The sequence below is a fragment of the Mucilaginibacter sp. R-33 genome, from assembly GCF_049949235.1.
Lineage (GTDB): Bacteria > Bacteroidota > Bacteroidia > Sphingobacteriales > Sphingobacteriaceae > Mucilaginibacter.
Genome location: NZ_CP188089.1, coordinates 2,034,038 through 2,059,878, shown reverse-complemented (window position 1 = coordinate 2,059,878; position 25,841 = coordinate 2,034,038). Strand labels below are relative to the sequence as shown.

The window sequence follows — 25,841 nt, the reverse complement described above, 5'->3', positions numbered from 1 at the left end:
GTCCACGAAAGCAGTTTTGTTACGCAGTTGCCTCTCTTCTGGCAAGTATAATGCCGCGCCTAAAGATTTCCCGCGGGGAATTAAACTTTCGCTCTATCATATCACGGTGAACATCATACACCTGGTGTTCTAAAGTTTTCAGGTAGGCATTAATACTTTTTACGTCTTCGCTGTTTCCGGTTAACTTTTGTTCATTTGTGTTCCATTTGTCGGGATTGACATAGCGCTTAGAGGAGACTTCGATGCGTACGCCATCAACAGTGATACGCAGATAAACAGGGGCGAAGCCTTCGGCATTTGCTTTTGATCTCTTTACTTAAAAGAGGTGGTTAAAAGATTTGTTCATCACTGAAGCTTTAAGTGAATAAAATCAGTTACATATCCTGCTGAAATCAAGGTGTTTAAATTAATAAAACGCTCAATATAAGAGACTTATAAGCATTCCGGTGACCCGGCAAGCTTACCTTGAAAAAGGTCACCCACTGGGCACCAGAACAAAGCTATTGATTGGTTTGTTTTGGTGAGGGCTAAAATCAGAAAGCGCCGTAAATGATTCATTTACAGCGCTTTCTGATCCTAATTGAATAATACTTGGCGGAGAGTTAGGGATTCGAACCCCAGGAACCTTTCACAGTTCAACAGTTTTCAAGACTGCCGCAATCGACCACTCTGCCAACTCTCCGGGGACAAAAGTACAAATCCGGGGCGAATTGCCAAATTTGAATTTCACTTTTTTTGATTTAATTAAATAATCTATGTAAGTTATTGATTAATAATATTTTAATTTTTTGACTGGTCGGTTTTTTTTGCCCGAAAAGTGTTAAATCTGGGTTTTACGATGCGAATTGTACGCTTGGAAAGCTCTACGGACGCGTTTAATTCGAACCCGATTATTAAAATTAATGAGTTTATATACATCCAGATCATCACAACGATGAGCGTACCTATCGAGCCGTAAACTTTATTGTACGACGAGAAATTGTTGATATAATAGGAAAAGCCCAGTGAGGTTAAAACTGCCAGTGCCGTAGCCAGTATGGAGCCTGGATTAATAAAATTCCATTTCTTTTTATGTGCAGGAGCGTAACGGTACAAGCACCCTATGGTTACAAAAATGATCACCACAATAATCACCCATCTGAACAGCATCACAGGGTAAACCCAAAAATGATTTTCAGACGCTACATGCGATTGGATGAACCGGATAATGGATTGACCCAGGATAAGTATGGAAATGGCCAGTAATAACGCGAAGCTTATAGCTACGGTAATTCCTGTTGCTACCAGGCGCCTTTTGAGCCAGCTCCGTTTATCCTCAATTAATGAGGATTTATTAAAGGCTTTCATGAGGTTGATAACGCCATTCGTAGCAAAATACAAGGTTGTTAAGAAACCGAATGAAAGGAGCTTGCCGTTTTGATTACTTACAATATCGAAAAGGGTTTCTCTGAACGCCATATAGGCATTTGTAGGCATTACAGAGGCCAGCACCATCATCAGATTGCCTTTAAAATGTTTTATAGGCACGTAGGGGATAAGCGTGAACAAAAAAATGGTAGCAGGGAAAACAGCCAGCATAAAGCTGTAGGCTAAAGCATAGGCCCGGTTAATAAGCGAGTTATTGGTGATTTCTTTTACAAAAAAGTCTATAACTGTATAAAGGGGCAGTGGCCTGAAACCTGGAATAATGACAGACTTCGTCCACTCGATGATGTACCTGTAGAACCTAAACCGAAGTAAAAAGCGGTGCAGCCATTTCATTTAAACCAAAGCTACTTAAAAAAGGGCATTAATCTGTCGCTAAAATCCTGTGGGGGCAGGCATGGGCGGTTGGTTTTCATGTTAATGAATACGAGCAGCGTTTCGCCGGTATTAATAAGTTCGCCTTTGGGATTTGTAAGTTCGTACCTGAAATGGATTCGAATGCCGGGCAGCTCATCCATAATCACCCTGATGCTGATCTCCTCGTCATATAAAGCAGGTTTCAGGTATTTGCACTGAAGCTCGAGCACAGGCATCATAATGCCCGATTCTTCCATACCTTTATAAGTAAGACCAAGACTGCGAAGCATCTCTACCCGGCCAACTTCATAAAATTCGGCATAGTTACCGTAATACATATAGCCCATTTGATCGGTTTCGCCGTAGCGCACCCGTATTTTGATGGTGTGCTCAAACATTACCTGAGGATGTTACGTTCGTTAAGGGCTTGCTGAAATTTATGCGCGTTAACCAAATGGTCGGCCACATTGGTGGCAAAGGCATGGTATCCCGAAAAATCAGCTTTGGCGCACATGTAAATGTAATCGTTCTTTTGATAGTTGAGCACGGCCTTTACAGCATTAACAGATGGCATCATGATAGGGCCCGGAGGTAAACCTTTATGCAGATAAGTATTGTATGGCGAATTGTATGAAAGGTAGCGGGTGAGTACACGTTTTATAGTAAAATCATTCATCGCGAAGATGACTGTAGGATCAGCGTCCAGTGTCATGCCTCTTTTTAAGCGATTAAGGTATAGGCCCGCTACAGCAGGCATTTCATCATCGTGCAACGCTTCGGCATCAACTATTGATGCCAGGATAGATACTTCCTGCGGAGTAAGGTTTATAGCGGCAGCCTTTTGTTTACGTTCAGGGGTCCAAAAAGCCTGATAATGATCATACATCCGTTTAAAGAACTTTTCCGGACTTGTATTCCAATACATCTGGTAGGAATCCGGCATCATTACCGTATATACGTTATCGGTAGTAAAACCGTACTTACTTACAAAACTTGCCGAATCGAGCAGCCGGATAATCGCCATTGAGTCCGGTTCAATCTTTTTCGATATAAATCCCGCAAACTGTTCTTTAAGTCGCAATCCGTGAAATTCAACCTTAACAGGTTCTTGTGTACCTGAGGCCAGCATATTGATGAGCTTGCGGTTTCCCATACCCTCATGCAGGCGATATTTACCTGGTTTTACACGGGTAGTATAATTCATATTTCGGGCAGCCCAACCAAATGAAGCCGTATCTTTTACAATGCCTTCATCCTGTATGGTTTTAAAAACATCACTAAAAGTAGCGCCGGTATGGATGTATAAATACTCCTGTTTATCGGTAACGTTAGGGCCAAAGTATTTAAGGTAATAATTGAAACCTGTAAAGCCTAAAAGCACAATGATAACGATTACCAATGCTATGATAAATTTTTTGAGCATGCCTGATCCTTGTTTTTCCGCGGTCATGATATTGAATAGAGTATTTATTTTAGTTTTTGAACAGCCATTAACCCGCCGCTTAAATTACGCACATTGCTATAGCCACGCTGTTCCAATAGGGCTTGCGCTGTTTCGCTCCGTAAACCAGCTTTGCAGATAACGATTACCTCATCGGTTTTGTTGTAGCTTAAACGGTTAAGTGTATTCTCTAAATTTGACAGCGGGATATTTTCGCCTCCTATATTGTAGGTATGATATTCAATAACCTCGCGCACGTCAATCAAATTAAGGCTTTCACCTTTATTTAAACGTTCAAGCAGCTCGGTAGCTTTAATTTGCCGGTGGAGCTGCATCTGTTTTTGTGCCTTGTGAAACAGTTAGGTTAATACGCGTACCAATACTTGTTTTGCTTAACGAATCGGTCTTCATCGGGTATTGCGAAACAACAACCACATTGGTCGAATCGGTAATAGTACCCTGGTAAGTAATGATCCCAACAGTTAAGCCAGCGCCTTTTATAGCAAAGCGGGCGGCATCAAGGTCAAGATTTACGAGTTCAGGTATTTCCACTTCGCTTGCACCTTCACCATCACCCAAAACCAAATCTATTCTTGAGCCTTTGGGGATCTTGGTACCTGTTTTTATCACCTGTCCGCCAAAACGTACCTCCAGGATCCGGTCGCGGGCAATATCCGAACGGTACGTTGTGTCGCCCACTTTTAAGCCATAATTTGATATGGTAGCTATAGCTTCGCGATAATTGCTTTGTTCAAGATCGGGCAGGGCTACATTTGGCGCCTGCAGGGTTACCATAGTAAGATAGATTACCCGGCTTTCTTTAACGTTGGTCCCGGGATCCGGGTCTTGCTCTACGATAGTACCGGGGGCCACATCCTGTACATACACAGAATCTATTTTATAGCCGAATCCCTGTTCTTTTAAAATATCCATCGCCTTATCAATAGTAAGGCCTTTAAGCTTTGGTACAGGTATGCCCGATCCATGACGGGTGTAATAATCAAGACTGAAAAATGCTATTAAAACAACGGCTATCACGGTCACAATAGCCATCAATAAGTTATTCCGAAATGATTTTGATTTTAAGTAAGCCCCAAATTTGCTCATCAGTATATGTAAGGGTAAACCTTTTAATTAAGTATCAAACATAGGAATTATTTTGGATATGGGTGTTAGGATGTCGGATTTCGGATGTTCGATTTCGGAATTAATTATTGCAGAATTTCGGGAGTTTTAAACTCAAAATTTAAACTTTAGTATTATTTGCAATGATATTTATTCTAATTTCGACTTCGAAATCAGGTCGCTTTCGTTGCTCCTGGAAATAAATTCGAAATCGAACATCCGAAATCCGAAATAAAATGAGTCTTAAAAATATTGCCCTTTTGGCCGGAGGTTTTACCGGCGAATATGAAGTATCTCTTAACAGCGCAAAAAATATTGCGGCTAACCTGGCGTCAAACAGCAACTATAAGGTTTATATTATATTAATTACCCGCGACAGGTGGTTTTTTGAAGCAGACGACGCAACAGTTGATGTTGACAAAAATGATTTTACCATTACTCTTAACCAGGAAAAAATAAAGTTCGACTTTGCTTTCATCACCATTCATGGCACGCCCGGCGAGGATGGAAAGCTGCAGGGCTATTTTGATATGCTTGGCATTCCTTATAATACCTGCGACGCTACGACATCGGCCATTACCATGAACAAGGCTTATACCAAAGCTATCGTGAACGGGATCCATGGCTTGCATACTGCACATTCCATGCGTTTATTTGAGCGCGATGTGCATGACGTTGCCACCATAGCAGCTAATTTGAAATTTCCGTTGTTTGTTAAACCTAATAATGGTGGCAGCAGCGTGGGTATGAGCAAGGTTCAAAACATAGCCGGCCTGCCAGAAGCATTGAACAGGGCATTTCTGGAAGATGCCCAGGTGTTAGTAGAAGAATTTATTAAAGGCCGCGAGTTCAGTATTGGTATAGCACGCCTGCACGGTAAAATAAAGGTATTGCCTGCTACAGAAATTATAACCTCAAAAGATTTTTTTGATTACGAGGCGAAATATACTTCTGGTGTAACACAAGAAATAACTCCCGCCGACCTTTCGGCTGAAAAGGTTAAAGAAATTGCTGGCATAGTTACCGAGGTGTATACCCGCCTCAACTGCCGCGGCATGGCTAGGATCGACTTTATTTTGCTTGAAGGCAGTAATGATTTTTATTTTATTGAGATCAACACCACACCAGGCCAGTCTGCCGCTAGTTTGATTCCGCAACAGGTACGTGCGGCAGGTATGGATGTAGGCGAGTTTTACAGTGCGCTGATCGAAGGAGCCACGTTATAATTTCGGAATTGGGGATTTCGATTTTGGATTTATTTAGATAATTACTTTCAGAGACGCGTTACAAGCGTCTCTTTTAGTGTAACAACAAGATCATTCTACCGTCAAAAACCAACGATGCTGCAGTTTCAAAATTTCACAAAATCATACGGTAATTATCCTGCTTTAAAAATTGAAAATCTTAACCTTGAAACCGGCATTTATTGGATAAAAGGAATAAACGGATCGGGTAAAAGCACTCTATTAAAATCCATCGCCGGCATATTGGCATTTGATGGCGACATCATGCTTGAAGAACGTATCAGCATAAAAAAGCAACCGGTGGCTTACCGAAAGCTGGTAAACTTTGCCGAGGCCGAACCCGTATTTCCCGATTTTTTAACAGGTTCAGAAATGATCGCCCTGTTTATCGCTGCTAAAAGCGCGCCAGCGCGACAGGAGGAGCAGTATATTAAAAGCATGGGCATGCAAAGCTTCATAGACCGCCGGGTTGGCACTTACAGCAGTGGCATGATGAAAAAGCTTTCCCTGTTACTTGCCTTTTTGGGCAAGCCCAAATTGATCCTGCTCGATGAACCTTTGATCACCATTGATATGGCGTCGTTAGCAACATTAAATAGTTGGATAAGGGAAAGGTATGAGCAGGAGGGAACCGGCTTTTTACTGTCATCGCACCAGATACTTGAAGATGGCTCATTACCTGTATCAGGTGAACTTCTCGTCGAAGATCAAACTTTAAAGTTTATCAGCTGATGAAATCGCTAACCATTGTATTGTTAAAGATTTTTGCAAACGGTTTTTTCCGGGTGCATGCCGGGATTTTGCTATTTATATTTTTGGCAATGGTTGGCGTAGTGCCTCCCCAGTATTTAATAGGCTATCACAAAGCACTGATGCTGGCTATGGACAGCAGTTCGGTTGTAATGATCCTGGTGTTTATAAGCTGGTTTATTTATGCCGTTAAAAGCTGGCATTACGTATCCGGGCAAATCTTTGCCCCCAGTCAACATTTTTTATTTTATAGCAGCAATGCCCTGAACAAAGGGAAACAAATAATAAGCTGGTTTTGGGTACAGGCTGCTATATTATCGCCGGTAATATTGTACGCACTCATCGCTGTGGGGGTGGGTTTTTCCAATCAGTATTATTTATTTCCAGTTTGCATTTTACTGTATTTAATCGCCTTAACTTATTTAAGTGCAGTTATTTATACAAAGCAAATTAACGGACTTGTTGATGGCAATGATCAATCTATATTATTAAAACTAAGCAGCAAATGGCGTAAACCTTATTTCAGCCTTTACGTTTACCACCTGTTAGATAAGCGCAAGGTTCCATACCTCATTACCAAGGCGCTTTCCTGGCTTATCATCACCGGGGTGTTTTACGTGTTTGCTGATGTTAAAACTGATGTCCGTGTTGCCGGTATAGCAATCCTTGCTGTTATAACGGCACATATTGTATTGATATTTGAGGAAAGGAAATTTGAAGAGAACGGCCTTTGCTTTTCCCGCAATTTGCCTTATAGCAGGCCACAGCTATTTCTAAATTTTATAGGCGTCTATTTCATTCTCCTCATCCCCGAAAGTATCTGGCTGTTCAGCAGGTTTAACTTGCTAATGGCTATTGAACTGCTGTTTGTTGGCTTAAGCACCGCGATGCTGTTTCATTGCCTGCTTTACTGGTTTGGCCTTAATATGGATAAGTACCTGCAATGGGTCCTGGGTTTATTTATAGTATTGTTTTGGATCATTATGTTCAAGCTGCTTTGGATACTTATACCGTTAAACTTAAGTTTAGCCTACCTGCTGTTCTATAATAATTATTACAAATTTGAAGGAGAGGTAAGCGATAAGCTGTAGCTTTAAAACTGTGCTTTAATCATTCTGTCCCTGCCGCTCATATCTTTTCTTAACTCAATGTTTTTAAATCCGTTACCGGCTAATAGCTCAACAGTTTCATTACCTAAATTTTCATTAATCTCGAAAAAAAGCAGACCGCCGGCAATCAAATTACTTAATGCAAAATCGGCTATTGCCCTGTAAAATATCAGCGGATCATGTTCGGGTACAAACAAAGCAGTATGTGGCTCAAAATCTGTAACATTATTATGCATCCGCTTTTTATCATCAAGCGTAACATACGGAGGGTTGCTTACAATGATATTATATTGAGCCTCTTCTTTACCAGGCCCAATATTTAAAATATCAGCCAGAATAAAATTAACCTCAACTTCATTTAATAAAGCATTTTCCTTGGCGGTTTCCAAAGCTCCTTCGGATATATCTATCGCAGAAACATCCGCATTTGCCAAATTCTTTTTCAAGCTGATGGCGATACACCCGCTACCGGTACCTATATCCAGCACAGAAAACCTGTCACCTTTCGCCTTTAACCTTTCGCCTTCTAAAATCCATTCCACCAGTTCCTCAGTTTCCGGGCGCGGGATCAGCACATATGGGTTTACTTTAAATAGCAAGCCAAAAAACTCGGTGATACCAAAAATGTATTGAATGGGTTTGCCTGTTTTTAGTTCGGCAAGGATGTTTTTCGCCCGTTCCGACTGTTCAGCAGTTAACGCTCTTTCGGGGAATGCCTTAACAGATGCCCTTGATAAACCGGTCACTTCGGCAATAACAAACAGCGTAATAGCTTCGGTTTCATTAGTATCATAAATGCCATTTATCTGCTGCCTGTAATCTTCAAAAACATCCTTAATCGTAATCATGCAACAAAGTAACATAAAAGCTACTTTTGCAGCATGCTTGAACATGAAAAATATATGCGCCGTTGTTTGGAGCTTGCTCAATTGGGTGCAGGCTATGTTAGCCCCAACCCAATAGTTGGCGCGGTTGTAGTTCACGATGGCAAAATAATAGGAGAGGGTTATCACCAGAAATATGGCCAGGCCCATGCCGAGGTTAATGCTATTGCGCAGGTTACTGCCAAGTTTAATAACCATGCCGAGTTACTCAAAACTTCGGCGATATATGTTTCATTAGAGCCCTGTGCACACTATGGCAAAACACCACCTTGTGCCGATCTCATCATCAAACATCAGATCCCTAAAGTAGTAGTAGGCTGCCGCGACCCTTTCGCCCAGGTTGACGGAAAAGGCATCGAAAAGCTGCAGGCGGCAGGGATTGATGTAATAACCGGCGTACTGGAGCAAGAATGTCAATGGCTTAACCGCCGTTTTTTTACCAAAGTACAAAAGCACAGGCCATACATTATTCTGAAATGGGCACAAACACAGAATGGCTTTTTTGCCCCGGCAGATGGCGGCCAGTTCTGGATCACCGGTCCCGAATCGCGCAAGCTTGTACACAAGTGGCGTAGCGAAGAGGATGCCATACTGGTCGGCAAAAACACGGTATTTAGCGATAATCCGCAATTAAATACCCGTTACTGGGATGGGCCATCACCCAAACGTGTAGTGATAGATCGAAGGCTGGAATTAAATAAAGAATTGAAGGTATTTGATCAGTCTGCCGAAACGTTGATATTTAACGAGGTTAAGTTTGATGTTGACGGTAAAAACAGGTATATAGCACTTGAAGATTTTGAACGCTTTGTGCCGCAATACATTTTGTACCAATTATACCTTCAGGATATCCAATCTGTTATTATTGAAGGCGGCGCTAAAACACTTGAATCATTTATTGAAGCCGGACTTTGGGACGAAGCCAGGATATTTACCGGTAATAAAGTTTTAGGGAAAGGTATAAAAGCACCGCAAATAACAGGTATACTTGCCGATGAATATCCTGTAGGCGCCGATCGCCTCCAATTGTTATACAATAAGCCGGTTATATAAATGCTGTTCGTTTTTTTAAGTATTTGCTGTAGTGTTATCGTTTCCATTTTGCTGAAACTGGCAAAACGCTACCATGTGGACGTTTACCAGGCCATTACGTGGAATTACTCTATGGCTATTCTGCTCACCTGGTTCTTTTTTAAACCACAGCTGAGCATTATCCAAAACGGGCCTGTTTATAATTACGTGGCCCTGGGCATCCTGTTTCCCGCTATATTTATAATCATGGCAACGTCAGTGCGCAAGGCCGGTATTGTTCGTACAGACGTAGCGCAACGCTTATCCCTGTTTATCCCCATACTGGCAGCATTTGTTTTATTTGGCGAAGCCACCGGCACAATTAAAGCAATTGGCATTATACTGGCCTTCATTGCTATCATTTGCTCTATACCCTGGCAAAAATCTGCCGGTAATAAAGTTGAAAAGGGATCATGGATTTACCTGTTAATTGTTTTTCTCGGTTTTGGCGTAATTGATGTATTGCTAAAACAGCTTACCAAGGTAAATAATGTGCCTTTTACCACAGCCATTTTTGTCATCTTTATTATTGCGTTTATATTAACCCTTGCTGGTTTGATTTACCAGGTATCCACAAAAAAAATGAAATTTTCATTGCCGCATATCCTCATAGGTTGGGTATTAGGGATAGCTAACTTTGGCAATATCCTGTTTTACTTAAAGGCGCACCAGGCACTGGCGAACAGCCCTTCGGCAGTTTTTTCATCGGTAAATATTGGCGTTATTGTGGTTGGTACGCTGGTTGGCATCTTTGTATTTAAAGAGAAGCTGAGCCTGCTTAATAAAATCGGCATAGCTATAGCGGTGCTGGCTATTATCATTATTTATTTCCCGCAAACATTAGGCTTCCTGCATCTGTAATATTTTTGAATGCTTTTTGACGATACTTATAAAACCATAGAAAACCCTGCCGAAGGTGTTTTTCGCGACCGCGGCAGCAAGTTCCTGGCCTATGCTTATCCCATCAGTTCTGAAAATGATATCAAGGCAATAGTTGCCCGACTAAAATCAGAACATCCCAAAGCCAATCACCATTGTTGGGCGATGCGCTTAACCATCGACCGTTCGGTGTTCAGGGTTAACGATGACGGTGAGCCTTCAGGTACTGCGGGTCGACCAATCCTGAATACACTGCTGTCAAAAGACCTTACCAATCTCCTGGTTGTGGTAGTCCGATATTTCGGCGGCACCTTATTAGGGGTTCCGGGTTTAATCAACGCTTACAAAGCCGCAACTGAAGAAGCATTAAATCAGGCGGTTATCATTTCAAAAACGGTCAATGATGTCTATACCGTATCGTTTAACTATCTGCAGATGAATGATGTGATGCGTATTATTAAGGAAGAGAACCTTATTATACTTGATCAGCTATTTGACAACGACTGCAGCATCCAGCTTTCTATTCGTAAAACGCAGGTTGAGCAGGCACTTTTTAAATTAAACAAGGTAAGCGGTGCATTGGCCAAATACAACCACAGCATCTAACTATTCCATTACTTTATCTGCTTCGGGCACTGTTTTTGTGCCGATTTAATTCCTTAATTGTGACGTAATTGTCTTAATTTAGTCGGGTATGCAATCTTTTGATTTAGATAAAACCGACCTGCTCCGCATTAAAACTGCGCTCGAAGCCGATGATGCTGAGTTAGAGAATGTTCTGAAGGAATATCACGCTTCGGAGATTGCTATACTATTTGAAAAACTTCAGCAGGAAGAAAAAGAAAGGATCATCAATATCCTCCCGGCTGATGTTGCTTCGGAAGTTTTATCCGAAATGGACGAAGAGCACGGCCCTGCCGAACTGCTTGTAAACCTTGATCCCGAAAAACGTACAGAGATAGTTGAAGAGCTGGATTATGACGATGCTACCGATATCATATCCCAGCTTGATGAGGAAGACCAGCAGGAGATTTTAGAGGATCTTGACCATGAAGATGCCAGCAGCATCCGGGCGCTGATGACCTATGCCGAGGATACTGCCGGCGGTTTGATGAACTCTGAAATTATCAAGGTAAACATTAACCTGGATAAAAAGGACGCGCTGGACGAGATCATCCGGCAATCCGAGGAGATGGAGGAGTTTTACACCATTTGTGTGGTTGATAATAACGACATACTGAAAGGCATCCTCTCTATTAAAACAGTTATCAAAGCCCGCGCCGATGCCCGTGTCAGCGATCTGGTAACTACCGATTTTGTTTACGTAAAAGCCGAGCTTGACCAGGAAGAGGTAGCCCGCCTGATCAAGCAATACAACCTTACCAGTATCCCGGTTGTTGATGACGATATGAAACTGCTTGGCCGCGTTACAGTAGATGACATCATCGACGTAATGGAGGAAGAAAACACCGAGGACATTTTGAAGATCTCCGGTGTATCAGAAGATGAGGAATTGAGCGGTAACTGGGTGGAGGCTGTAAAAAGCCGCTTGCCGTGGTTAGTGATCAACCTCGGTACCGCGTTCCTTGCTGCATCCATTATCCGGACATTTGATTCGACAGTTGCCAAGCTTTCCATTATCTCGGCTTATATGACCATTATTGCAGGTATGGGTGGCAATGCCGCCACACAGGCATTGGCGGTAACTGTAAGGCGTATTTCGTTAAGCGATCTTTCCGACAAACAAGCTTATAACACCGTATTAAAAGAGTTTTTAGTAGGCCTGATTAACGGCGCGGCCAATGGGCTCATCGTGTTTATAGTGGCGTTCTTTTACGATGCCAACCCGCTGCTTGGCCTGGTATTGTTCTTAGCCATGACAGGCAACCTGATCATAGCAGGCTTAACAGGCGCTTCCATCCCGTTGATATTGAAAAGGGTAGGGATTGACCCCGCGGTAGCATCATCCATCATCATCACTACTTTTACCGATTGTATTGGGTTTTTATTACCGCTTTGGTTGGCTACCAAGCTTTTGTTGAAGTAATATATCCCGCCGGTTACGCCTGTCCCCACAGCAACTCATAAGGAGATAGCGTAGTTACGAACCCCGGAAGCACTAAGCTGACAAATATTTAAAACCTTGTTATATAGTAAGTTTCTTTTTGAGGGCCGACAAAATGTTATATTTATAAATAATCTTTGAATATTTGCGTGTTTACAATAACTTAATAACATTGTTGGGACGAATTTAATCTGAAACTGATGACAGAAGTTAGACATAACTGGACTAAAGAAGAAATAGCCGAAATATACCATACACCATTGCTTGATCTTGTATACAAGGCCGCTACAATCCACCGCGAGAATAAAGATTATGCAGAAGTGCAAATCAGTTCTTTGATCTCGATAAAAACAGGCGGATGTTCTGAAGATTGTGCTTACTGCCCGCAGGCTGCCCGTTATAATACGGGTGTAAATGTACATGCCATAATGCCGAAAGATGAAGTAATTGCTGCTGCCGAAAAGGCAAAAGCCGGAGGTGCATCACGTTTGTGTATGGGGGCGGCCTGGCGCGAGGTTCGTGATAACCGCGATTTTGATAAGGTAATTGATATGGTTAAAGCGGTGAACAGCCTTGATATGGAAGTGTGCTGTACCCTTGGCATGCTTACCGAAAGCCAGGCACTACGTTTGGCAGATGCGGGTTTGTATGCCTATAATCATAACCTTGATACATCCGAAGAAGATTACAAACGGATCATCACCACCCGTACCTATGATGAGCGCCTTAAAACGCTAGAGCATGTGCGCAAAGCTAAGATCACCGTATGCAGCGGCGGCATCATTGGCCTGGGTGAAACGGTGGAGGACAGGGTATCCATGCTCAAAACATTGTCGAACCTGCCCAAACACCCGGAATCAGTGCCTATTAACGCTTTAGTTCCGGTAGCAGGAACTCCGTTAGCTGATCAGCCCCGTGTTTCTGTTTGGGACATGGTTAGGATGGTGGCTACAACAAGGATCATTATGCCTAAAACCGTAGTCCGTTTATCTGCCGGGCGTACAGAGATGAGTACGGTTGAGCAGGCTTTCTGTTTTATGGCAGGAGCTAATTCAATTTTTGCCGGCGAAAAACTGCTTACCACGCCAAACCCATCATTTGATACCGATATGGCTATGTTTGAATTGCTTGGTTTATCGCCGCGCAAAGCTTTCAAAAATGGCCGGCCTAATGAAGTTAATAAAGAAGAAGTTGAAGTTGCAGGTTAGTGCGGCATAAAAGTGCCGCATCCAAATATAATATTGTTAAGCGGCTGTTTCGTGTTTTTTATGCGCGTCTTCCATTGCCTCATATTCGCGTTGCAGTACGCGTGCAGTTTGAGTACTACCGTCATGGCTCCAACCCGGTGGATTTATGAAATAACCGATCTTTGATTTAAGATTGGGGGCATTCCTGGCATCCTGTAGTAATGCTTTCCACTCGTGGAATAATACATTAACCGGGCCCATGTCTTCAGGTTGTTTGGTTAAGCCATATTTAACGGGCTCGGGCAAATCTTCATCACGAAAAGTGCCGAATAGCCTATCCCAGATGATAAGCACCATTCCCATATTTTTGTCAAGATAAGGGATGTTTGAAGCATGGTGAACACGGTGATGCGCGGGTGTTACAAAAATCCACCCATACCATTTTGGCAAGGGAATTTTGTATTGAGTATGCACCAGATTGCCATAAAGCTGGGTAATAAGGTATGCGTACAGGATATCTAAAGCGGTAAAGCCCATTAAAGCCAGCGGGAGGTAAAAGAATACCCGGTAAAGCGGTTCAAAAACCGTGGATCTGAAGCCGGTTGTGAAATTGAAATGTTCGGATGAGTGATGGGTAACGTGCATGGCCCAAAACATACGGCAGTAATGCCCGGTATAATGCAGCACCCAATATAAAAAGTCCTGTACAACAACCAACACAAACCAATACCAAAAAATATTCTGAATTTGAAAAAGCCTGTAATGCTGGTAGGTATAATCAAGTATAAAAAAGGTAAATACCTTAACGCAGAGATTAGTAACAACAGCCAGCGATGTAAGATAAATATTGGTTAGTGTATCGCGGGTTTCATAGTATTTGCGATCTTCCCAATAGCTCAAAGCCATTTCAACAAGCGTTAAAACAACCAATAAGCCCATTAAAACAAGGGCCGCCTGATTTCGCGGATCTAAATGCTGAAGCATGTTACAAGTTAATGTAATATCTTAAACTTTCACAAAGTTCGTGGGCAGTGCACACATTATCAATACTAAACTTACCTATATGTGTTAACAGGGTGCAATTAATTTCGTCACCAACGTTCTTTTTGTCCTTTTTCATATTCAGCAGCAGTTCATCAAAGCTATCTTCGTTGATGGTATACCTGGGATAAAGGTCGGTCAATACCTTTACAATTTCATGAAGTTCTTCTGAACGCAACCCTGTTTTTTTGTGGGCGAGGTATGATTCGCAGATCATGCCGATAGCTACTGCTTCACCGTGCGAAAGGCTGTCCTCGTCATGCAATAATGAATATGTTTCGACAGCGTGGCCGATAGTGTGCCCAAAGTTTAAAGCTTTGCGGATACCTTTTTCGTGCGGATCCTCGATGGTGATTTCATTCTTGATTTCTACAGAGCGATGAACCAATTCAACCGAAGGATTTTTCAGGTCGCTGTTTTTAAGTTGATTCCAATAATTGGCATCGACAATTAAACCATGTTTAAGCATTTCGGCCAAGCCTGAGAGGATCTGGCGAGGCGGAAGGCTTTGTAAAAACTCGTGCGCTATAAACACAGCTTTAGGCATAGTAAATGTTCCGATAATATTTTTTATGCCATCAACATCGATACCTGTTTTGCCGCCCACAGAGGCATCAACCTGTGAAAGCAGGGTAGTGGGTACCTGTACAAAATCTATCCCTCTTTTATAGGTAGAAGCTGCAAAGCCCCCCATGTCTGTAATAACACCACCACCTAAGTTGATCATAAGGCTTTTACGATCGGCACCAAAATCAATCAGCATTTTCCAAACGCCCACACAAAAATCAATGTTTTTGCTTTCCTCGCCCGACGAAACCTCGATCAAGTCGTAATTATTAAAATCTGTAAGTTTGCTGGTAAGTAACGGAAGGCAGTGTTCGCCTGTATTTTCGTCAGTTAAAATAAAGAATTTTGAATAGTTGCCTTTTTTAACAAAATCAACTAATTCATCAAGGCTATTATCGAAATAAACCGAGTAATTATCGCTTAAAATAGTGTTCATTATTATATGACTATAATTTTATTTCCATCGAACTCTACCGTGTCGCCTCTTTTTACTTTGAGGCGTTTTCTGTAGTCAACTACACCGTTATACTTCACGAGGCCTTCAGTTACAACTATTTGCGCCTCGCCGCCGGTTTGCACTAAGTTCGCAGCCTTGAGTAGCTGGATCATTGGGATAAAGTCCCCTTCTAACTTAAATTCGATCATGGGATGGCAAAAATAAACTATTCATGCAATTATGAGTTATCATTTTATAATTTTGCGGATGACCTCTTTTGAAACTAACAATAATCAAGGACGAAATACGCCCTCGTTCGAAAATACAGAAATAGCTTTTCGCCATTCATCCAATGCCGATCTTAACCGGGCCTACTGGCTGTTCAGGATGATCAATGTTAACTTTTTGGTAAAGATAGGCCCACCGGTTACCAATTTTGCCATGAAGATTGGTTTGCCGATAAAGAATATTATCAAAGCTACCATATTTAAACATTTTTGCGGCGGTGAAACCATTGCCGAATGTGATAATACTATCAAAAATCTTTACAGCGGCAGGGTAGGTACTATCCTGGATTATTCGGTAGAGGGAGAGGACGAAGAAACCGTATTTGATAATACCCGTGATGAGATTATCCGTACCATTGAGCGTGCCGCGAAAGATAAAGCGATCCCCCTTACCGTATTTAAAGTAACTGGTGTAGGCCGCTTTGGTCTGCTTGAAAAAATTGATGCCCGTATTAAATTGAACGATACTGAAGAAGAGGAGTGGAGAAGGGTACAAAACCGCGTGCTAGGTATCTGCGATAAGGCCTTTAAAAACAATGTACCTGTAATGATAGATGCTGAAGAAAGCTGGATCCAGGATACTATTGATCTTTTGGCGCTTACCATGATGACACAGTTTAACAAGCAAAAGCCGATAGTATATAATACCTATCAAATGTACAGGCATGATAAACTGGCCTCGATGTTAAACGATCATACTATTGCCCAAAGCGAAGGCTTTATATTGGGAGCGAAAATAGTGCGCGGTGCATACATGGAAAAGGAACGTAAACGTGCCGAAGAAAAGGGCTACTCATCGCCGATTCAACCCGATAAAAAATCTACTGATCTTGATTACGATTCGGCGCTTGACTATTGCACCAGTCATATCAATGAAATAGCTTTTATTGCAGGTACGCATAATGAAGAAAGCTGCCGTTTGCTGGCCGAGTTGCTGGATAATAAAGGCATCGATCATAAACATCCGCATGTTTATTTTTCGCAATTGCTTGGCATGAGTGATAACTTAAGCTTTAACCTCGCTCATGCCGATTATAATGTAGCCAAATATGTGCCCTATGGACCGGTAAAGGCTGTACTGCCATATTTATTTCGCCGGGCACAGGAAAATACGGCAATAGCCGGGCAAATGAGCCGCGAGCTAAGCTTAATTACAAAAGAAAGAAAGCGTCGAAGCGCTTAACTTATAAAACCACCATACAAAAGGGGGCATTTATTAAATTAAATGCTCCCTTTTTGCAAAGAACTGTATAGTATCCGGAGCCGTCATTAGAAAGGTCTGGATGCCCAACTTTTTTGCGGCCTCCAAATGCTGCGGACTATCGTCAATAAATAAGGTTTCTTGGGGTTTTAAATTATTTTCCTTAAGTACCTGTTCAAAAATGGCAGGCTCTGGCTTGCGCTTACCCGTAAGGTGCGAATAATATGTTTTTTCGAACAGGTGATCGTTACCTTCAAATCCGAATTCGGTTTTAAGATAGTTCATGATATAATCATAATGGATAGCGTTAATATTGCTGAGCAAAAAAGTACGGTATTTGTCTTTCAACTTCAACAGTAATTCGTGATTCCCTTCCGCAATTCCGACCAGAATACTGTTCCAGGCAGCATCAATCTGATCATCTGTAATAGAAGAGTCGTTGGTTTTTTCCCTTACGTAATCCCTGAATTGTGCTGCTGTAACTTCGCCGCGATCAAATTTATCAAAAATTTCATCCTGGGTTTTGTGGCCAAAAAACGTTTCGGGATTGCTTATACCTAACTGATTCCATGATTGTTGAACGCGGAGAAAGTCGATACTGAAAATAACGTTACCATAATCGAAGATGATATTTTTAATATTTTCCATAAAAAGAGTTTGAGATATGGCGGCAAATATGTAAAATTGCACCCGCAAACAAAAACAAAATAACCGCGCCTATAGCTCAGTCGGTTAGAGTAGAAGACTCATAATCTTTTGGTCCCTGGTTCGAGCCCAGGTGGGCGCACCCAACTGGGCAAGCATGATTTATCATCGCTTGCCCTTTGTATTTTATCTTGTAACCCGCTGTTAATCTGCCATATAATATCTGCAACCTCGTTTATTCGAGCGGTTCGATCTATTAATTTTTCAAATGTGAATTTTTCCGGGAACATCGAACCAATTAATTCGCGGTTTAATTTGCCATCTTCCAGGCTAACTAATCCGTTTATTGAGGACAATGCAGACACAGCTCTGTTTAAATCATCATTAATACTGCGTGTTGCTATAGATAATCCACTAATTTTTGCTTCCAAAGCATTAATTTTACTTTCGCACTCGGTTTTTATTTCACGATATTCCACGCCATCTAAATCGCCTGTAAGCAAAAGTTCTCTTGCTTTTTTTTGTCGAGTTGTTAACTCATCAATTCGAACAATTAGTTCTTTCCGACCATCTCCTTTTGATTCATAATCCTGCCGATATACATCCAAAATGATTTCTTTGCATAAGTCTTCTAAACCAGGCTTTGGCGCATAGCGTTTAATTTCACTTAAGAAAAGATCGTTTACTTCATTCGCTTTATATCGACATCCGCATTGCGATGAACAGTGATAGTAATAGTAATAGCTTTTACGTCCTTTCGATGCACTGCCAGTAAGTACTCGATTGCATCTCGAACACAATAGGTAACCTCGTAATGGCAATTGATCCGTTGATACAAGTTTTGTTCCTTGTTGTCTTTTCCGCCCGTCCATCACGTCTTGAACCTCGTAAAATAAATGTTCTGATATCAGCGGTTCGTGTAATCCCTGAACAATGTGCATTTCCTCGTCCTTATACTTTGGTATAGTAATTTTCCCGCAATAGACTGGGTTGCGCATGGCAAGTAAAAAATTGTTCTTTCCACATTTAAGGCCGTTTTCTCTCGCAGTTTTCCAAATTTGCTCTGACGAAAACTGACTTGTCGCAATTTTTTCAAATGAAAATTTAATAATAGATGCTTCCGGCTGTTTCGGGACAATCATTTTTTTTCCATTTTCCGCTGTAACGTTTTTATATCCAATTGGAGCTGAAGCCATCCAACGCCCTTCTTTCCTTGCGCGCCGCATACCATTCAATACATTTAATGCACGACGATCATTTTCAACCTCAGGAGTTGACAGGTAAATAGCTAACATTAATTTATTTTCTGGAACTGATAAGTCGAGTGATTGTTCAATTGCTTGCGGTTCTATTCCGTAGCTGTTAAGGGTGCTAATCATTTGGTAAGCATCTCCTGCGTTACGACTAAACCGGTCCCATTTTGTAAACAAAACTAAATCCGAAAACCTGCCCTTAGTTTTTTTGAGGTCTGCCAGCAACGAAGACCAAGCAGGCCGGTTAAAAGTTTTTGCGGAATGATCTTCAAAAATCACCTTTCGAATTTTTATGTTATGAAAGGCGCAATACTTCCTTAAAACCTCTTCTTGATTGCGCTGCGAGTAGCCTTTGTCCGCCTGCTCGTCAGTACTTACACGTATATATAAATCGGCTGTTTTCATCGTTTTAACACTGTTTCAAGCGTTAATTTAGCGAATTTATACAAGAAATCCAATACAAATTTTGCATCCTTGACAGTAATTATCGTGCCACTTTTTTTAAGAATTTCGACTGCTTTTTCTGGGGTTATCTTTCTTTTTTCTGGTGACATATCGACCCTTTTTGGTTTGAACAATTTTGCTCAATTTAAAATTGCGACATAGGCAAGTTGCCTAAAATTTAATTTTCAATTTCGGCCCTTGCTAAATTGAATTTTACGTTCAGTGATTTTCAGGCAATAAAGGAAGTTGTGAAAGGACATCGTACCGCCAAAAAGAAAGCGTCCCGACATTGCGCGAAGTCAAGATTAGTCGAGAATTAGATAAGTAAAGCTGTCGGACGCAAAGCATTGATGATCAAATTTAGAGACGGCCATCTAACTACATCACAAATCGCCAAATGCTTTCGTCAGTCACAATTGTTGCTGTAACTTTTTCTTAAAGCCTTCCGTCCTCTTCGAGACGTTCACGCCGTATCGCTTTTTCATAATATTGAACGCATTTTTTTGCCCAGGAACGAACCTTTGAAATCGGATGCGAGTAAAGTTCTTTCGCAAGGTTGATGATGTTATTATAATATCCCTCAGATGAGCCCACTATACTGAAGCTTCCCATGTTCGCAGCAATCTCATCTAATACTTTATCGTCTTCTCCAAATGCATTGATCATCTCTAAAGCGAATGGATGCCATTCCTTATTTTTAAATAGAGGCATCATGTAAGCTACACGGCGCTGTGCTTTGTTGCCGGAATTACGGCAAAATTCAATGATTTTTTCCTGGTGGTCTTCAAAAAAGAATCCATTGTGTCCCCACGCCCCGTTTGATGCCCCGATCAATCCTTTCAAATAAAAGAATGCAGCGTTATCCATTGGAATAAGAGGCGCGACGACACTGAAAAACTCACTAAAATATTGTTCGCACAAGATCTTGACCAAATTCGTAATGCCATTCTTAGCGATAAAATGTTTGCCATTCAAAGCCGCCTGAGCCAGTTGCTCACTGATTTTCAAAGCGAATTCGTTGTCAGCCGTGTTATTGAGATGTCTTTCAAGTTCATTTGTCCATTTGTAATCTTCAAAAGTTATAATTCCATAATCAATCGCTATGAAATTATGGGAAAGCAATATATTTTTTTGCGTTTCACTACAGGCCGTCCATAATTCTTTATTAGACCAAGTGTACTGGAATAAAAGTAAAAAAGCAGTCCAGGCGCCATCAATTCCGTATCGCGCAATCCGTTCACATAAAGCGCAGACTTCGGCTGGAGTCATTTGCTCAAATGGCCGTCCGTATTGAAGCGCTTCGAACTCTCTTATGTTCATTGAGCCATTGTCAATTAACTCGAAAAGCTGTTCAAAATCTTCACTCTTGGGTCCAATCATCCGTACGAGCTGAAACGCCTGGTGTGACAAACCATCCGAGTTGATGACTATATGAATGACCTGCTTTTGTCGGTCGCGATTTAATTTACTTAGGACGCCCGCCAAGAAAGAGATGTTCTGGCTGTTGCGTGGCAATTGCTTGAGTTCATTTATGGTAGCTGCAATAACGTTACTCGCGTTTTTGCTTTCGGCACCGAATACTCTTCCAAAATTATAGGCTTGTCGTTGTTCACCAGTGACCAGGAAGGAAATGTATGGGGTTAAGTCAATATCCCGATCGATAAGGTCACGCGCGAATGCTTCTGCCTTGTTTTGAGAAAGGTCTCTATCATAATTTTCTGCCTCATATTCCCAAGGGGGAGTGTCAACAAGTAACCTGAATTTATCTTCCAAAGTAATCGGCGATAAAAGCTGTTTTAATCTTTGTATTAAATTGATATCATCGTCAGATAAACTCTCATATTGTGCGGTCTGCGTGAGGCTCACCAGTGCTTCATTCCATAGAGTGTTATCAACTTGATTAATGGCAATTATAGCATTCGATATGATTTCCGACCGGCCGCTTGAAAACTGATCTCTTATAGAACTCGCCAATATCTGTTTTACCACAGTTAACATTGACGGGTTAGATGTGGCAATTGATACCAGTTTTTCAATTATTGAATCCCAATAAATGAAAATCTCGTTCCAGGTGTCTGGTTTATATTCAACAAGCGTAATTCCGAAACCTTGCGTTTCCGCACCGCCAGTCCTTGTGAAGCCATGGGCCATTAAGCCAGACGCCATCAAACGAACAGACATTTCCTGTAACTCCGGTTCAGGTTGAGCGGAACACCAATCGATCAATTTTAACCGCTCATCCAGATTCGCTGAAGTACCCGGTAGAAAAATATGCATCAACTGCCTTAGCTGCCCGGTCGCGTTGTTGCCGTAGTTTTCATTCTCGGCTGCGGCCAGCCGGGCAAGAAATTGTGAGGCCTCCATAAATGTCTCGCTCCTAAAAACAAGTTTTTCTAATGCCCAAACAAGATTTCTTCTGCCGATCACCAGCTTATCCTTCAGGTCTTTGATAGAGTAATTCTCGAATGCTTGAGTAAGTGCGGCCATCGTAGGTTCCGGGTTCACTTCAACGACTGAGCGGAAGAGGCGTGAACCCAGTTGGGTATTTAAAACCTCCGCTGTTACGAAAGGGCCGTTCGGTCCCCATGCTTTGGCAACTACGCCGCGTGCTCGCTCACTTTGATCGAGCATCATTAAACGATCAATCATCGGTACGAGCAGTTCATTTTGCTCAAGTTCTGACATTAATGATTCGACATACCTAAATGGTGTTTCATTCCACCATTCGGCTGCAAGATTAACTGCGATTGGCTCCGGTATAACAGAATATTTTAAGCCATGTTTTTCTAATAGCGAACGACTATCTCTATATTTGACACAGAAGGCGTAAAAGGCGTTCTCATTGACAGGTCTTTTCGTAATCTTTCCATGTATCAGCGCATTTTGGTTGGCAATTTTGTCTTTTTCCTGTGTATTTAGTAAGTCGTCGTCTTTGTCATCGTAGAATAGGAAATTTGTAAAAATGGCACAGGCCTTAAAGAGCTGATATTCGTCATCGTCATTTTTTCCAGCAAACAGAAATTTATTAATGAAAGCTGAAGGTATCGTGCTATATACCAATTCCGCACTGTTTTCGCGCAAAACGTTATCAATATAGGATACCATTTCAGGAAAACCCTCTGATATAGTTACCAAGTGTTCAACCTGAGCATCGGAAAGTCCCACAAAACAGTTTTTGAATATGAGGGAAACGGTGTCCTTTTGTTCTTTACGAGTAAGATAGATACATGGGCATGTATTTATCGGGTTGCTGTCGTTGATCGTTATTAGTTTTAGGTTGCCGCTGCTTTTTATCAATGGCGCATAGTGATTATGCCATTCGTCCGTACAGTTATCCGCAATGATTGTTCCTTCAAGATACCTGTGTGCAAGTATGAAACTCGATAATGATTCTGGTGTAGATCGTGCTAAATCAATGTAAACGAGGCTTTGACTAAAGTTTTTAATCTCATCATCGTCGGAAAATGGATTAAACGCCTCCAATACAAGGCGGGTTTTTCCGAGGCCCTTATGACCGACGACTCGAATAACTTTGTCTGACTTCACATAGGTATTGAGCTTTAAAATCTGACCAGTAATATAAGGGGTCTGCTGAAAATCGTATTTTTTCTCCGTGTTGAATAGCTGTTGCCACTCCGCCCAAGTCATGAAGTCTTGCAATCGCGAAATTCCCCGGCATTTTTGCACGAAGATGACGGCACTAACGTAGTTGTTAACCCATGCAGCTATCTGGTTGGCATCAAAGATTCTTATCTTCTTGTTATCAGGATCGGTAACCTTACATTTTTTGAGGACTTCTCGCATGGCATCAATTCTGTTGCTGATTGCCTGGGCAGTAAGGGAGTCTGTTGTGAACAGAATATATTCGCCGTCCTTATCGAAGCAAGCCTGGACGCGGGGCTTTAAGGTTTTGTTTTTCCGCTTTTTGGGATCGGCGTCTATTTCATTACGACAATCGCTCTCGTTCATTTTTTGAGCTTTGGATTGAAAGCAGGTGAATGCAGCTTTAATGTATAGAGAGGTGATATTAGTTTCATCCGCCACATCCAGATTGACATGCGCATCTTCACCACCATCTTTAATCGTTATTGGGCGTGGGACGGAAATACTGGTTATTTCTTTGGGTACGAAATGATTACTTACTTCTGCTGAAATCAATATTTCCAAAAGTTCAACGAGTTCTACTGGCTTTAAAAGTCTGACTTCTTCTTGGCTTATCTGATTTAACTCCATGACAAGGTTATTTAAACCATCTAAATTAAAACTTTTTTACTTTTCAGGCTTGTTTCAAATGAATAAGATAATTTCCGGCTGCTGATGTAACCTTGGGGCAGCAACAGCTCAATCCGGCCTGACAACAAAACTGGGAGTTTATCCGACAATCGGATAACAATTATCTTGTCAGGTTCAAGGAATCTGAGCCATATATGACAATTTCATCAGTCGAAAACAAATAAGCAATAGCGCCGGAACCTCCGAATCGGCGCAACCTGAATTTTTATTTTAGGCAAGTTGTCAAAGGCAAAAATGTTCACTTAGCACCTTTGACTATCAAATCAGATAGTCATGAAAAGCAATGAAGTCATACCCGACCTGAAAAGCCCTAAGTACAACGCCAACATCACCCAAATCAAACGCATCCGAAACGAACCGCGTCAGCGGATTCGTCAATTGCCGCGCTCCTTCCAACCGCTGGGGCGGCTGGGCCAAAGGCTGGACAGCCGTTAAAAGCGCGTCCTTTTTTTAAAGAAAAAAGGAGCAAGCGGAAGTTGGGCAGAGCCCTACTTTGCTTGCCCTACGCTTCGCTGCGGGGGATTGAAATATACTCCAGGTATATTTTACCGCTTCAAAACATCATTTAGACCACAAAACGATATACTGATGAATATACTTGATGAGCAAAAAGGAGGAAAAAAATCGGCATCTGAAAAATCGATCCGTTTTCCATTAGCCATACATGGAAAGCTGCTAAAGCTTTGCGGACGCCTGAAGCGTAACCAAATGCAGCTATTTGCCGAGATGGTCGAATACTTTTACAAGACCAAAAAAGATCCGGCAGACATCAGCGACGAAATGCTGAAAACAGCGTTGGCAAAAAACCATGACACCTATATCCGGTTCATCCGCACACAGGAAGATGCGCTGCTTATCCCCTTGAAAGAAGAAGTAGACCGGATGATAAATAACCAGCGCGAGATTGTCAAATACTTCAACGAACAGGTGATCGGTGCCAACAAAGCTATTTTGTCAGGCCAGGAGATGCTGGCCATAAAGCAGAAAGAAACCGACAAGCTGCTTCAAGCCCTGTTCGGTCGTATGGATAGCAAAGAGAAGCTAAAAGCAAAATTCCTGCTCATCCTTAACGGTTACATTAAAATGCGGGAAGAAGTCGGCAGCTTCAAGAACCGTGAAAAAGATGAACTGGCCGAGAATTTCAGAAAACAGATCGCAGATTTATAATTATTACCATGTACATCAATATCACCGACAGCGAATCCGGCGACAATAAAGGTAGCAGCAAACAACTGGTGCATTATCTCGATAAAGAAAACCGTCTCTTTGATAACAGGAAGCCGGAACAATGGTTCAACGGAACAAGCAACGCCTTTCCGTCTCATAAGGTAACCAGCAAGCTGGATAATAACATTGCTAAGTTAGGCCGGGACGATGCCAAATTTTTTCTCATCAATATCAGTCCAAGCCAAAAAGAAATTGCCTGGCTTAAATCACAGTATGGTGAGGATAGCGCTAAGGAAATTCTTAAAACATTTGCCATCGGAATTATGGATAAGTATGCAAAGAATTTCGACCGTCCCGGTATCGAAACCAACAAGGATTTACTTTGGTTCGGGAAACTGGAGAACCAACGATATTACAACCATAAAGACCCAGAAGTAAAACAAGGGCTAAAAAAACGGGGCGACGTGAAGCCGGGCGAACAGATGCACATACAAGTGATTGTTAGCCGCAAAGATATTACCAACAAGATCAAGCTTAGTCCCATGAATAAATCAAGGGGCAAAAACGCGGAGCATTCTAAAAAGGTCGGTCAGTTTGACCGCTCGGCCTTCAAAGTATCGGGCGAACAGCTTTTTGATAGCCAATTCAAATTCCAACGCGATCTAAAAGATACCTTCCGTTACGCCAATGCACAGAAAAACGGCGGCCCGGAGCAACGGATGGCAGCCCGCAGGGAACACCGGCAATCAACTAATCAGCCAACGCCGCGCTCTGTTGAACAAAGAAACAAGGTAGCCGCCGGTTTACTGGACAAAGAGCATCGTACCGATGCTGCCGACCTACTGCAAACTTCGCCTGATAACCTGCTCAGTTCATTACTTGATACCAGGAATAAAAGCGACGGCGCGCCGCTTATCACCCGCAGAAAAGGCAAAAGACGTAAAGGGTTGAACCTATAAATCATCAATAA

The 25,841-nt window shown here is 41.9% G+C and carries 24 protein-coding genes, 2 tRNA genes and 1 pseudogene; 13 read left to right on the top strand and 14 right to left on the bottom strand.

Features of this window, described 5'->3' with window-relative positions; all coding sequences use genetic code 11:
* Positions 1-19 precede the first annotated feature (19 nt).
* The 7 genes and pseudogenes from ACP26M_RS08855 to ACP26M_RS08825 form a co-directional block, all read right to left on the bottom strand.
* Positions 20-301, bottom strand: a pseudogene (locus ACP26M_RS08855) (Arm DNA-binding domain-containing protein); the annotation flags it as partial.
* Between the two features lie 291 nt (positions 302-592).
* A tRNA-Ser gene (locus tag ACP26M_RS08850) sits at positions 593-682 on the bottom strand.
* A 98-nt stretch (positions 683-780) separates the two neighbouring features.
* On the bottom strand, positions 781-1,761 hold the full coding sequence (locus tag ACP26M_RS08845; protein ID WP_426588043.1) for a YihY/virulence factor BrkB family protein: 981 nt from the start codon (positions 1,759-1,761) through the stop codon (positions 781-783).
* Between the two features lie 11 nt (positions 1,762-1,772).
* Positions 1,773-2,180 carry an acyl-CoA thioesterase gene (locus ACP26M_RS08840; protein WP_426588041.1) on the bottom strand — a complete coding sequence of 136 codons (408 nt, stop codon included), beginning with the start codon at positions 2,178-2,180 and terminating at the stop codon, positions 1,773-1,775.
* A complete protein-coding gene (gene mltG / locus ACP26M_RS08835) occupies positions 2,180-3,232 on the bottom strand; it encodes an endolytic transglycosylase MltG (RefSeq protein ID WP_426588039.1) in 1,053 nt (350 codons plus the stop codon). Before mltG ends, ACP26M_RS08840 begins: the two co-directional genes overlap by 1 nt.
* 17 nt (positions 3,233-3,249) lie before the next feature.
* A complete protein-coding gene (locus ACP26M_RS08830) occupies positions 3,250-3,558 on the bottom strand; it encodes a rhodanese-like domain-containing protein (protein WP_426588037.1) in 309 nt (102 codons plus the stop codon).
* Positions 3,536-4,330 carry a PASTA domain-containing protein gene (locus ACP26M_RS08825; RefSeq protein ID WP_426588035.1) on the bottom strand — a complete coding sequence of 265 codons (795 nt, stop codon included), beginning with the start codon at positions 4,328-4,330 and terminating at the stop codon, positions 3,536-3,538. The genes ACP26M_RS08830 and ACP26M_RS08825 overlap by 23 nt, the downstream gene beginning before the upstream one ends.
* Before the next feature lie 254 nt (positions 4,331-4,584).
* Between ACP26M_RS08825 and ACP26M_RS08820 the strand changes: the two genes are divergently transcribed.
* From ACP26M_RS08820 to ACP26M_RS08810, 3 genes are all read left to right on the top strand, one after another.
* The gene (locus ACP26M_RS08820) at positions 4,585-5,574 is read left to right on the top strand and encodes a D-alanine--D-alanine ligase (protein WP_426588033.1); all 990 of its coding nucleotides are present in this window, start codon (positions 4,585-4,587) and stop codon (positions 5,572-5,574) included.
* Positions 5,575-5,688: 114 nt separating this feature from the next.
* Positions 5,689-6,324: an ABC transporter ATP-binding protein gene (locus ACP26M_RS08815; protein ID WP_426588031.1), complete on the top strand. Its 636-nt coding sequence runs from the start codon at positions 5,689-5,691 to the stop codon at positions 6,322-6,324.
* Positions 6,324-7,433, top strand: coding sequence for a hypothetical protein (locus tag ACP26M_RS08810; protein ID WP_426588029.1), 1,110 nt, complete (start codon positions 6,324-6,326; stop codon positions 7,431-7,433). Before ACP26M_RS08815 ends, ACP26M_RS08810 begins: the two co-directional genes overlap by 1 nt.
* A 2-nt stretch (positions 7,434-7,435) precedes the next feature.
* Here ACP26M_RS08810 and prmC read toward each other — a convergent pair whose 3' ends face one another.
* Positions 7,436-8,299: a peptide chain release factor N(5)-glutamine methyltransferase gene (gene prmC, locus ACP26M_RS08805; RefSeq protein ID WP_426588027.1), complete on the bottom strand. Its 864-nt coding sequence runs from the start codon at positions 8,297-8,299 to the stop codon at positions 7,436-7,438.
* Between the two features lie 33 nt (positions 8,300-8,332).
* Here prmC and ribD point away from each other — a divergent pair, with 33 nt between their 5' ends.
* The 5 genes from ribD to bioB all read left to right on the top strand — a co-directional run bounded on the left by ribD (position 8,333) and on the right by bioB (position 13,558).
* Positions 8,333-9,388 carry a bifunctional diaminohydroxyphosphoribosylaminopyrimidine deaminase/5-amino-6-(5-phosphoribosylamino)uracil reductase RibD gene (gene ribD, locus ACP26M_RS08800; RefSeq protein WP_426588025.1) on the top strand — a complete coding sequence of 352 codons (1,056 nt, stop codon included), beginning with the start codon at positions 8,333-8,335 and terminating at the stop codon, positions 9,386-9,388.
* On the top strand, positions 9,389-10,267 hold the full coding sequence (locus tag ACP26M_RS08795) for an EamA family transporter (protein ID WP_426588023.1): 879 nt from the start codon (positions 9,389-9,391) through the stop codon (positions 10,265-10,267).
* 9 nt (positions 10,268-10,276) lie between these two features.
* Positions 10,277-10,891: an IMPACT family protein gene (locus tag ACP26M_RS08790; RefSeq protein ID WP_426588021.1), complete on the top strand. Its 615-nt coding sequence runs from the start codon at positions 10,277-10,279 to the stop codon at positions 10,889-10,891.
* Positions 10,892-10,979: 88 nt separating this feature from the next.
* The gene (mgtE, locus tag ACP26M_RS08785; protein ID WP_426588019.1) at positions 10,980-12,332 is read left to right on the top strand and encodes a magnesium transporter; all 1,353 of its coding nucleotides are present in this window, start codon (positions 10,980-10,982) and stop codon (positions 12,330-12,332) included.
* Positions 12,333-12,550: 218 nt separating this feature from the next.
* Entirely contained in the window at positions 12,551-13,558 is a 1,008-nt protein-coding gene (gene bioB, locus ACP26M_RS08780) for a biotin synthase BioB (protein WP_426588017.1), read from the top strand.
* A 36-nt stretch (positions 13,559-13,594) separates the two neighbouring features.
* Here bioB and ACP26M_RS08775 read toward each other — a convergent pair whose 3' ends face one another.
* From ACP26M_RS08775 to ACP26M_RS08765, 3 genes are read right to left on the bottom strand one after another with little or no spacing between them, the layout of a single operon-like run.
* Entirely contained in the window at positions 13,595-14,521 is a 927-nt protein-coding gene (locus ACP26M_RS08775; RefSeq protein ID WP_426588015.1) for a sterol desaturase family protein, read from the bottom strand.
* Position 14,522: 1 nt separating this feature from the next.
* Positions 14,523-15,581 carry a 3-dehydroquinate synthase gene (gene aroB, locus ACP26M_RS08770; RefSeq protein ID WP_426588013.1) on the bottom strand — a complete coding sequence of 353 codons (1,059 nt, stop codon included), beginning with the start codon at positions 15,579-15,581 and terminating at the stop codon, positions 14,523-14,525.
* Between the two features lie 2 nt (positions 15,582-15,583).
* The gene (locus ACP26M_RS08765) at positions 15,584-15,790 is read right to left on the bottom strand and encodes an RNA-binding S4 domain-containing protein (RefSeq protein WP_090525828.1); all 207 of its coding nucleotides are present in this window, start codon (positions 15,788-15,790) and stop codon (positions 15,584-15,586) included.
* Between the two features lie 58 nt (positions 15,791-15,848).
* Here ACP26M_RS08765 and ACP26M_RS08760 point away from each other — a divergent pair, with 58 nt between their 5' ends.
* The gene (locus ACP26M_RS08760) at positions 15,849-17,051 is read left to right on the top strand and encodes a proline dehydrogenase family protein (RefSeq protein ID WP_426588011.1); all 1,203 of its coding nucleotides are present in this window, start codon (positions 15,849-15,851) and stop codon (positions 17,049-17,051) included.
* A gap of 33 nt (positions 17,052-17,084) precedes the next feature.
* On the opposite strand, the gene ACP26M_RS08755 is transcribed toward ACP26M_RS08760, so the two are convergent.
* Positions 17,085-17,717: an HAD family hydrolase gene (locus tag ACP26M_RS08755; RefSeq protein ID WP_426588009.1), complete on the bottom strand. Its 633-nt coding sequence runs from the start codon at positions 17,715-17,717 to the stop codon at positions 17,085-17,087.
* A 65-nt stretch (positions 17,718-17,782) separates the two neighbouring features.
* On the opposite strand from ACP26M_RS08755, the gene ACP26M_RS08750 reads away from it, so the two are divergent.
* Positions 17,783-17,856: transfer RNA gene (locus ACP26M_RS08750), tRNA-Ile, on the top strand.
* On the opposite strand, the gene ACP26M_RS08745 is transcribed toward ACP26M_RS08750, so the two are convergent.
* Together ACP26M_RS08745 and ACP26M_RS08740 are read right to left on the bottom strand one after the other, a co-directional pair.
* The gene (locus ACP26M_RS08745) at positions 17,816-19,372 is read right to left on the bottom strand and encodes a recombinase family protein (RefSeq protein WP_426589710.1); all 1,557 of its coding nucleotides are present in this window, start codon (positions 19,370-19,372) and stop codon (positions 17,816-17,818) included. The genes ACP26M_RS08750 and ACP26M_RS08745 overlap by 41 nt on opposite strands.
* A gap of 474 nt (positions 19,373-19,846) precedes the next feature.
* Complete coding sequence (locus ACP26M_RS08740; RefSeq protein WP_426588007.1) at positions 19,847-23,644, bottom strand: hypothetical protein; 3,798 nt, start codon at positions 23,642-23,644, stop codon at positions 19,847-19,849.
* A 333-nt stretch (positions 23,645-23,977) separates the two neighbouring features.
* On the opposite strand from ACP26M_RS08740, the gene ACP26M_RS08735 reads away from it, so the two are divergent.
* The 3 genes from ACP26M_RS08735 (at position 23,978) to ACP26M_RS08725 (ending at position 25,830) form a co-directional block, all read left to right on the top strand.
* On the top strand, positions 23,978-24,139 hold the full coding sequence (locus ACP26M_RS08735) for a hypothetical protein (RefSeq protein WP_426588005.1): 162 nt from the start codon (positions 23,978-23,980) through the stop codon (positions 24,137-24,139).
* A gap of 153 nt (positions 24,140-24,292) precedes the next feature.
* Positions 24,293-24,871, top strand: coding sequence for a BfmA/BtgA family mobilization protein (locus ACP26M_RS08730; RefSeq protein ID WP_426588003.1), 579 nt, complete (start codon positions 24,293-24,295; stop codon positions 24,869-24,871).
* Positions 24,872-24,879: 8 nt separating this feature from the next.
* A complete protein-coding gene (locus tag ACP26M_RS08725; protein WP_426588001.1) occupies positions 24,880-25,830 on the top strand; it encodes a DUF5712 family protein in 951 nt (316 codons plus the stop codon).
* Positions 25,831-25,841: the final 11 nt, after the last annotated feature.

Coding starts and splice junctions, on each gene's coding strand:
- ACP26M_RS08845 (WP_426588043.1), bottom strand. CDS start 1,761: ATGAAATGGCTGCACCGCTTTTTACTTCGGTTTAGGTTCTACAGGTAC.
- ACP26M_RS08840 (WP_426588041.1), bottom strand. CDS start 2,180: ATGTTTGAGCACACCATCAAAATACGGGTGCGCTACGGCGAAACCGAT.
- mltG (WP_426588039.1), bottom strand. CDS start 3,232: ATGACCGCGGAAAAACAAGGATCAGGCATGCTCAAAAAATTTATCATA.
- ACP26M_RS08830 (WP_426588037.1), bottom strand. CDS start 3,558: ATGCAGCTCCACCGGCAAATTAAAGCTACCGAGCTGCTTGAACGTTTA.
- ACP26M_RS08825 (WP_426588035.1), bottom strand. CDS start 4,330: ATGAGCAAATTTGGGGCTTACTTAAAATCAAAATCATTTCGGAATAAC.
- ACP26M_RS08820 (WP_426588033.1), top strand. CDS start 4,585: ATGAGTCTTAAAAATATTGCCCTTTTGGCCGGAGGTTTTACCGGCGAA.
- ACP26M_RS08815 (WP_426588031.1), top strand. CDS start 5,689: ATGCTGCAGTTTCAAAATTTCACAAAATCATACGGTAATTATCCTGCT.
- ACP26M_RS08810 (WP_426588029.1), top strand. CDS start 6,324: ATGAAATCGCTAACCATTGTATTGTTAAAGATTTTTGCAAACGGTTTT.
- prmC (WP_426588027.1), bottom strand. CDS start 8,299: ATGATTACGATTAAGGATGTTTTTGAAGATTACAGGCAGCAGATAAAT.
- ribD (WP_426588025.1), top strand. CDS start 8,333: ATGCTTGAACATGAAAAATATATGCGCCGTTGTTTGGAGCTTGCTCAA.
- ACP26M_RS08795 (WP_426588023.1), top strand. CDS start 9,389: ATGCTGTTCGTTTTTTTAAGTATTTGCTGTAGTGTTATCGTTTCCATT.
- ACP26M_RS08790 (WP_426588021.1), top strand. CDS start 10,277: ATGCTTTTTGACGATACTTATAAAACCATAGAAAACCCTGCCGAAGGT.
- mgtE (WP_426588019.1), top strand. CDS start 10,980: ATGCAATCTTTTGATTTAGATAAAACCGACCTGCTCCGCATTAAAACT.
- bioB (WP_426588017.1), top strand. CDS start 12,551: ATGACAGAAGTTAGACATAACTGGACTAAAGAAGAAATAGCCGAAATA.
- ACP26M_RS08775 (WP_426588015.1), bottom strand. CDS start 14,521: ATGCTTCAGCATTTAGATCCGCGAAATCAGGCGGCCCTTGTTTTAATG.
- aroB (WP_426588013.1), bottom strand. CDS start 15,581: ATGAACACTATTTTAAGCGATAATTACTCGGTTTATTTCGATAATAGC.
- ACP26M_RS08765 (WP_090525828.1), bottom strand. CDS start 15,790: ATGATCGAATTTAAGTTAGAAGGGGACTTTATCCCAATGATCCAGCTA.
- ACP26M_RS08760 (WP_426588011.1), top strand. CDS start 15,849: ATGACCTCTTTTGAAACTAACAATAATCAAGGACGAAATACGCCCTCG.
- ACP26M_RS08755 (WP_426588009.1), bottom strand. CDS start 17,717: ATGGAAAATATTAAAAATATCATCTTCGATTATGGTAACGTTATTTTC.
- ACP26M_RS08745 (WP_426589710.1), bottom strand. CDS start 19,372: ATGAAAACAGCCGATTTATATATACGTGTAAGTACTGACGAGCAGGCG.
- ACP26M_RS08740 (WP_426588007.1), bottom strand. CDS start 23,644: ATGGAGTTAAATCAGATAAGCCAAGAAGAAGTCAGACTTTTAAAGCCA.
- ACP26M_RS08735 (WP_426588005.1), top strand. CDS start 23,978: ATGAAAAGCAATGAAGTCATACCCGACCTGAAAAGCCCTAAGTACAAC.
- ACP26M_RS08730 (WP_426588003.1), top strand. CDS start 24,293: ATGAATATACTTGATGAGCAAAAAGGAGGAAAAAAATCGGCATCTGAA.
- ACP26M_RS08725 (WP_426588001.1), top strand. CDS start 24,880: ATGTACATCAATATCACCGACAGCGAATCCGGCGACAATAAAGGTAGC.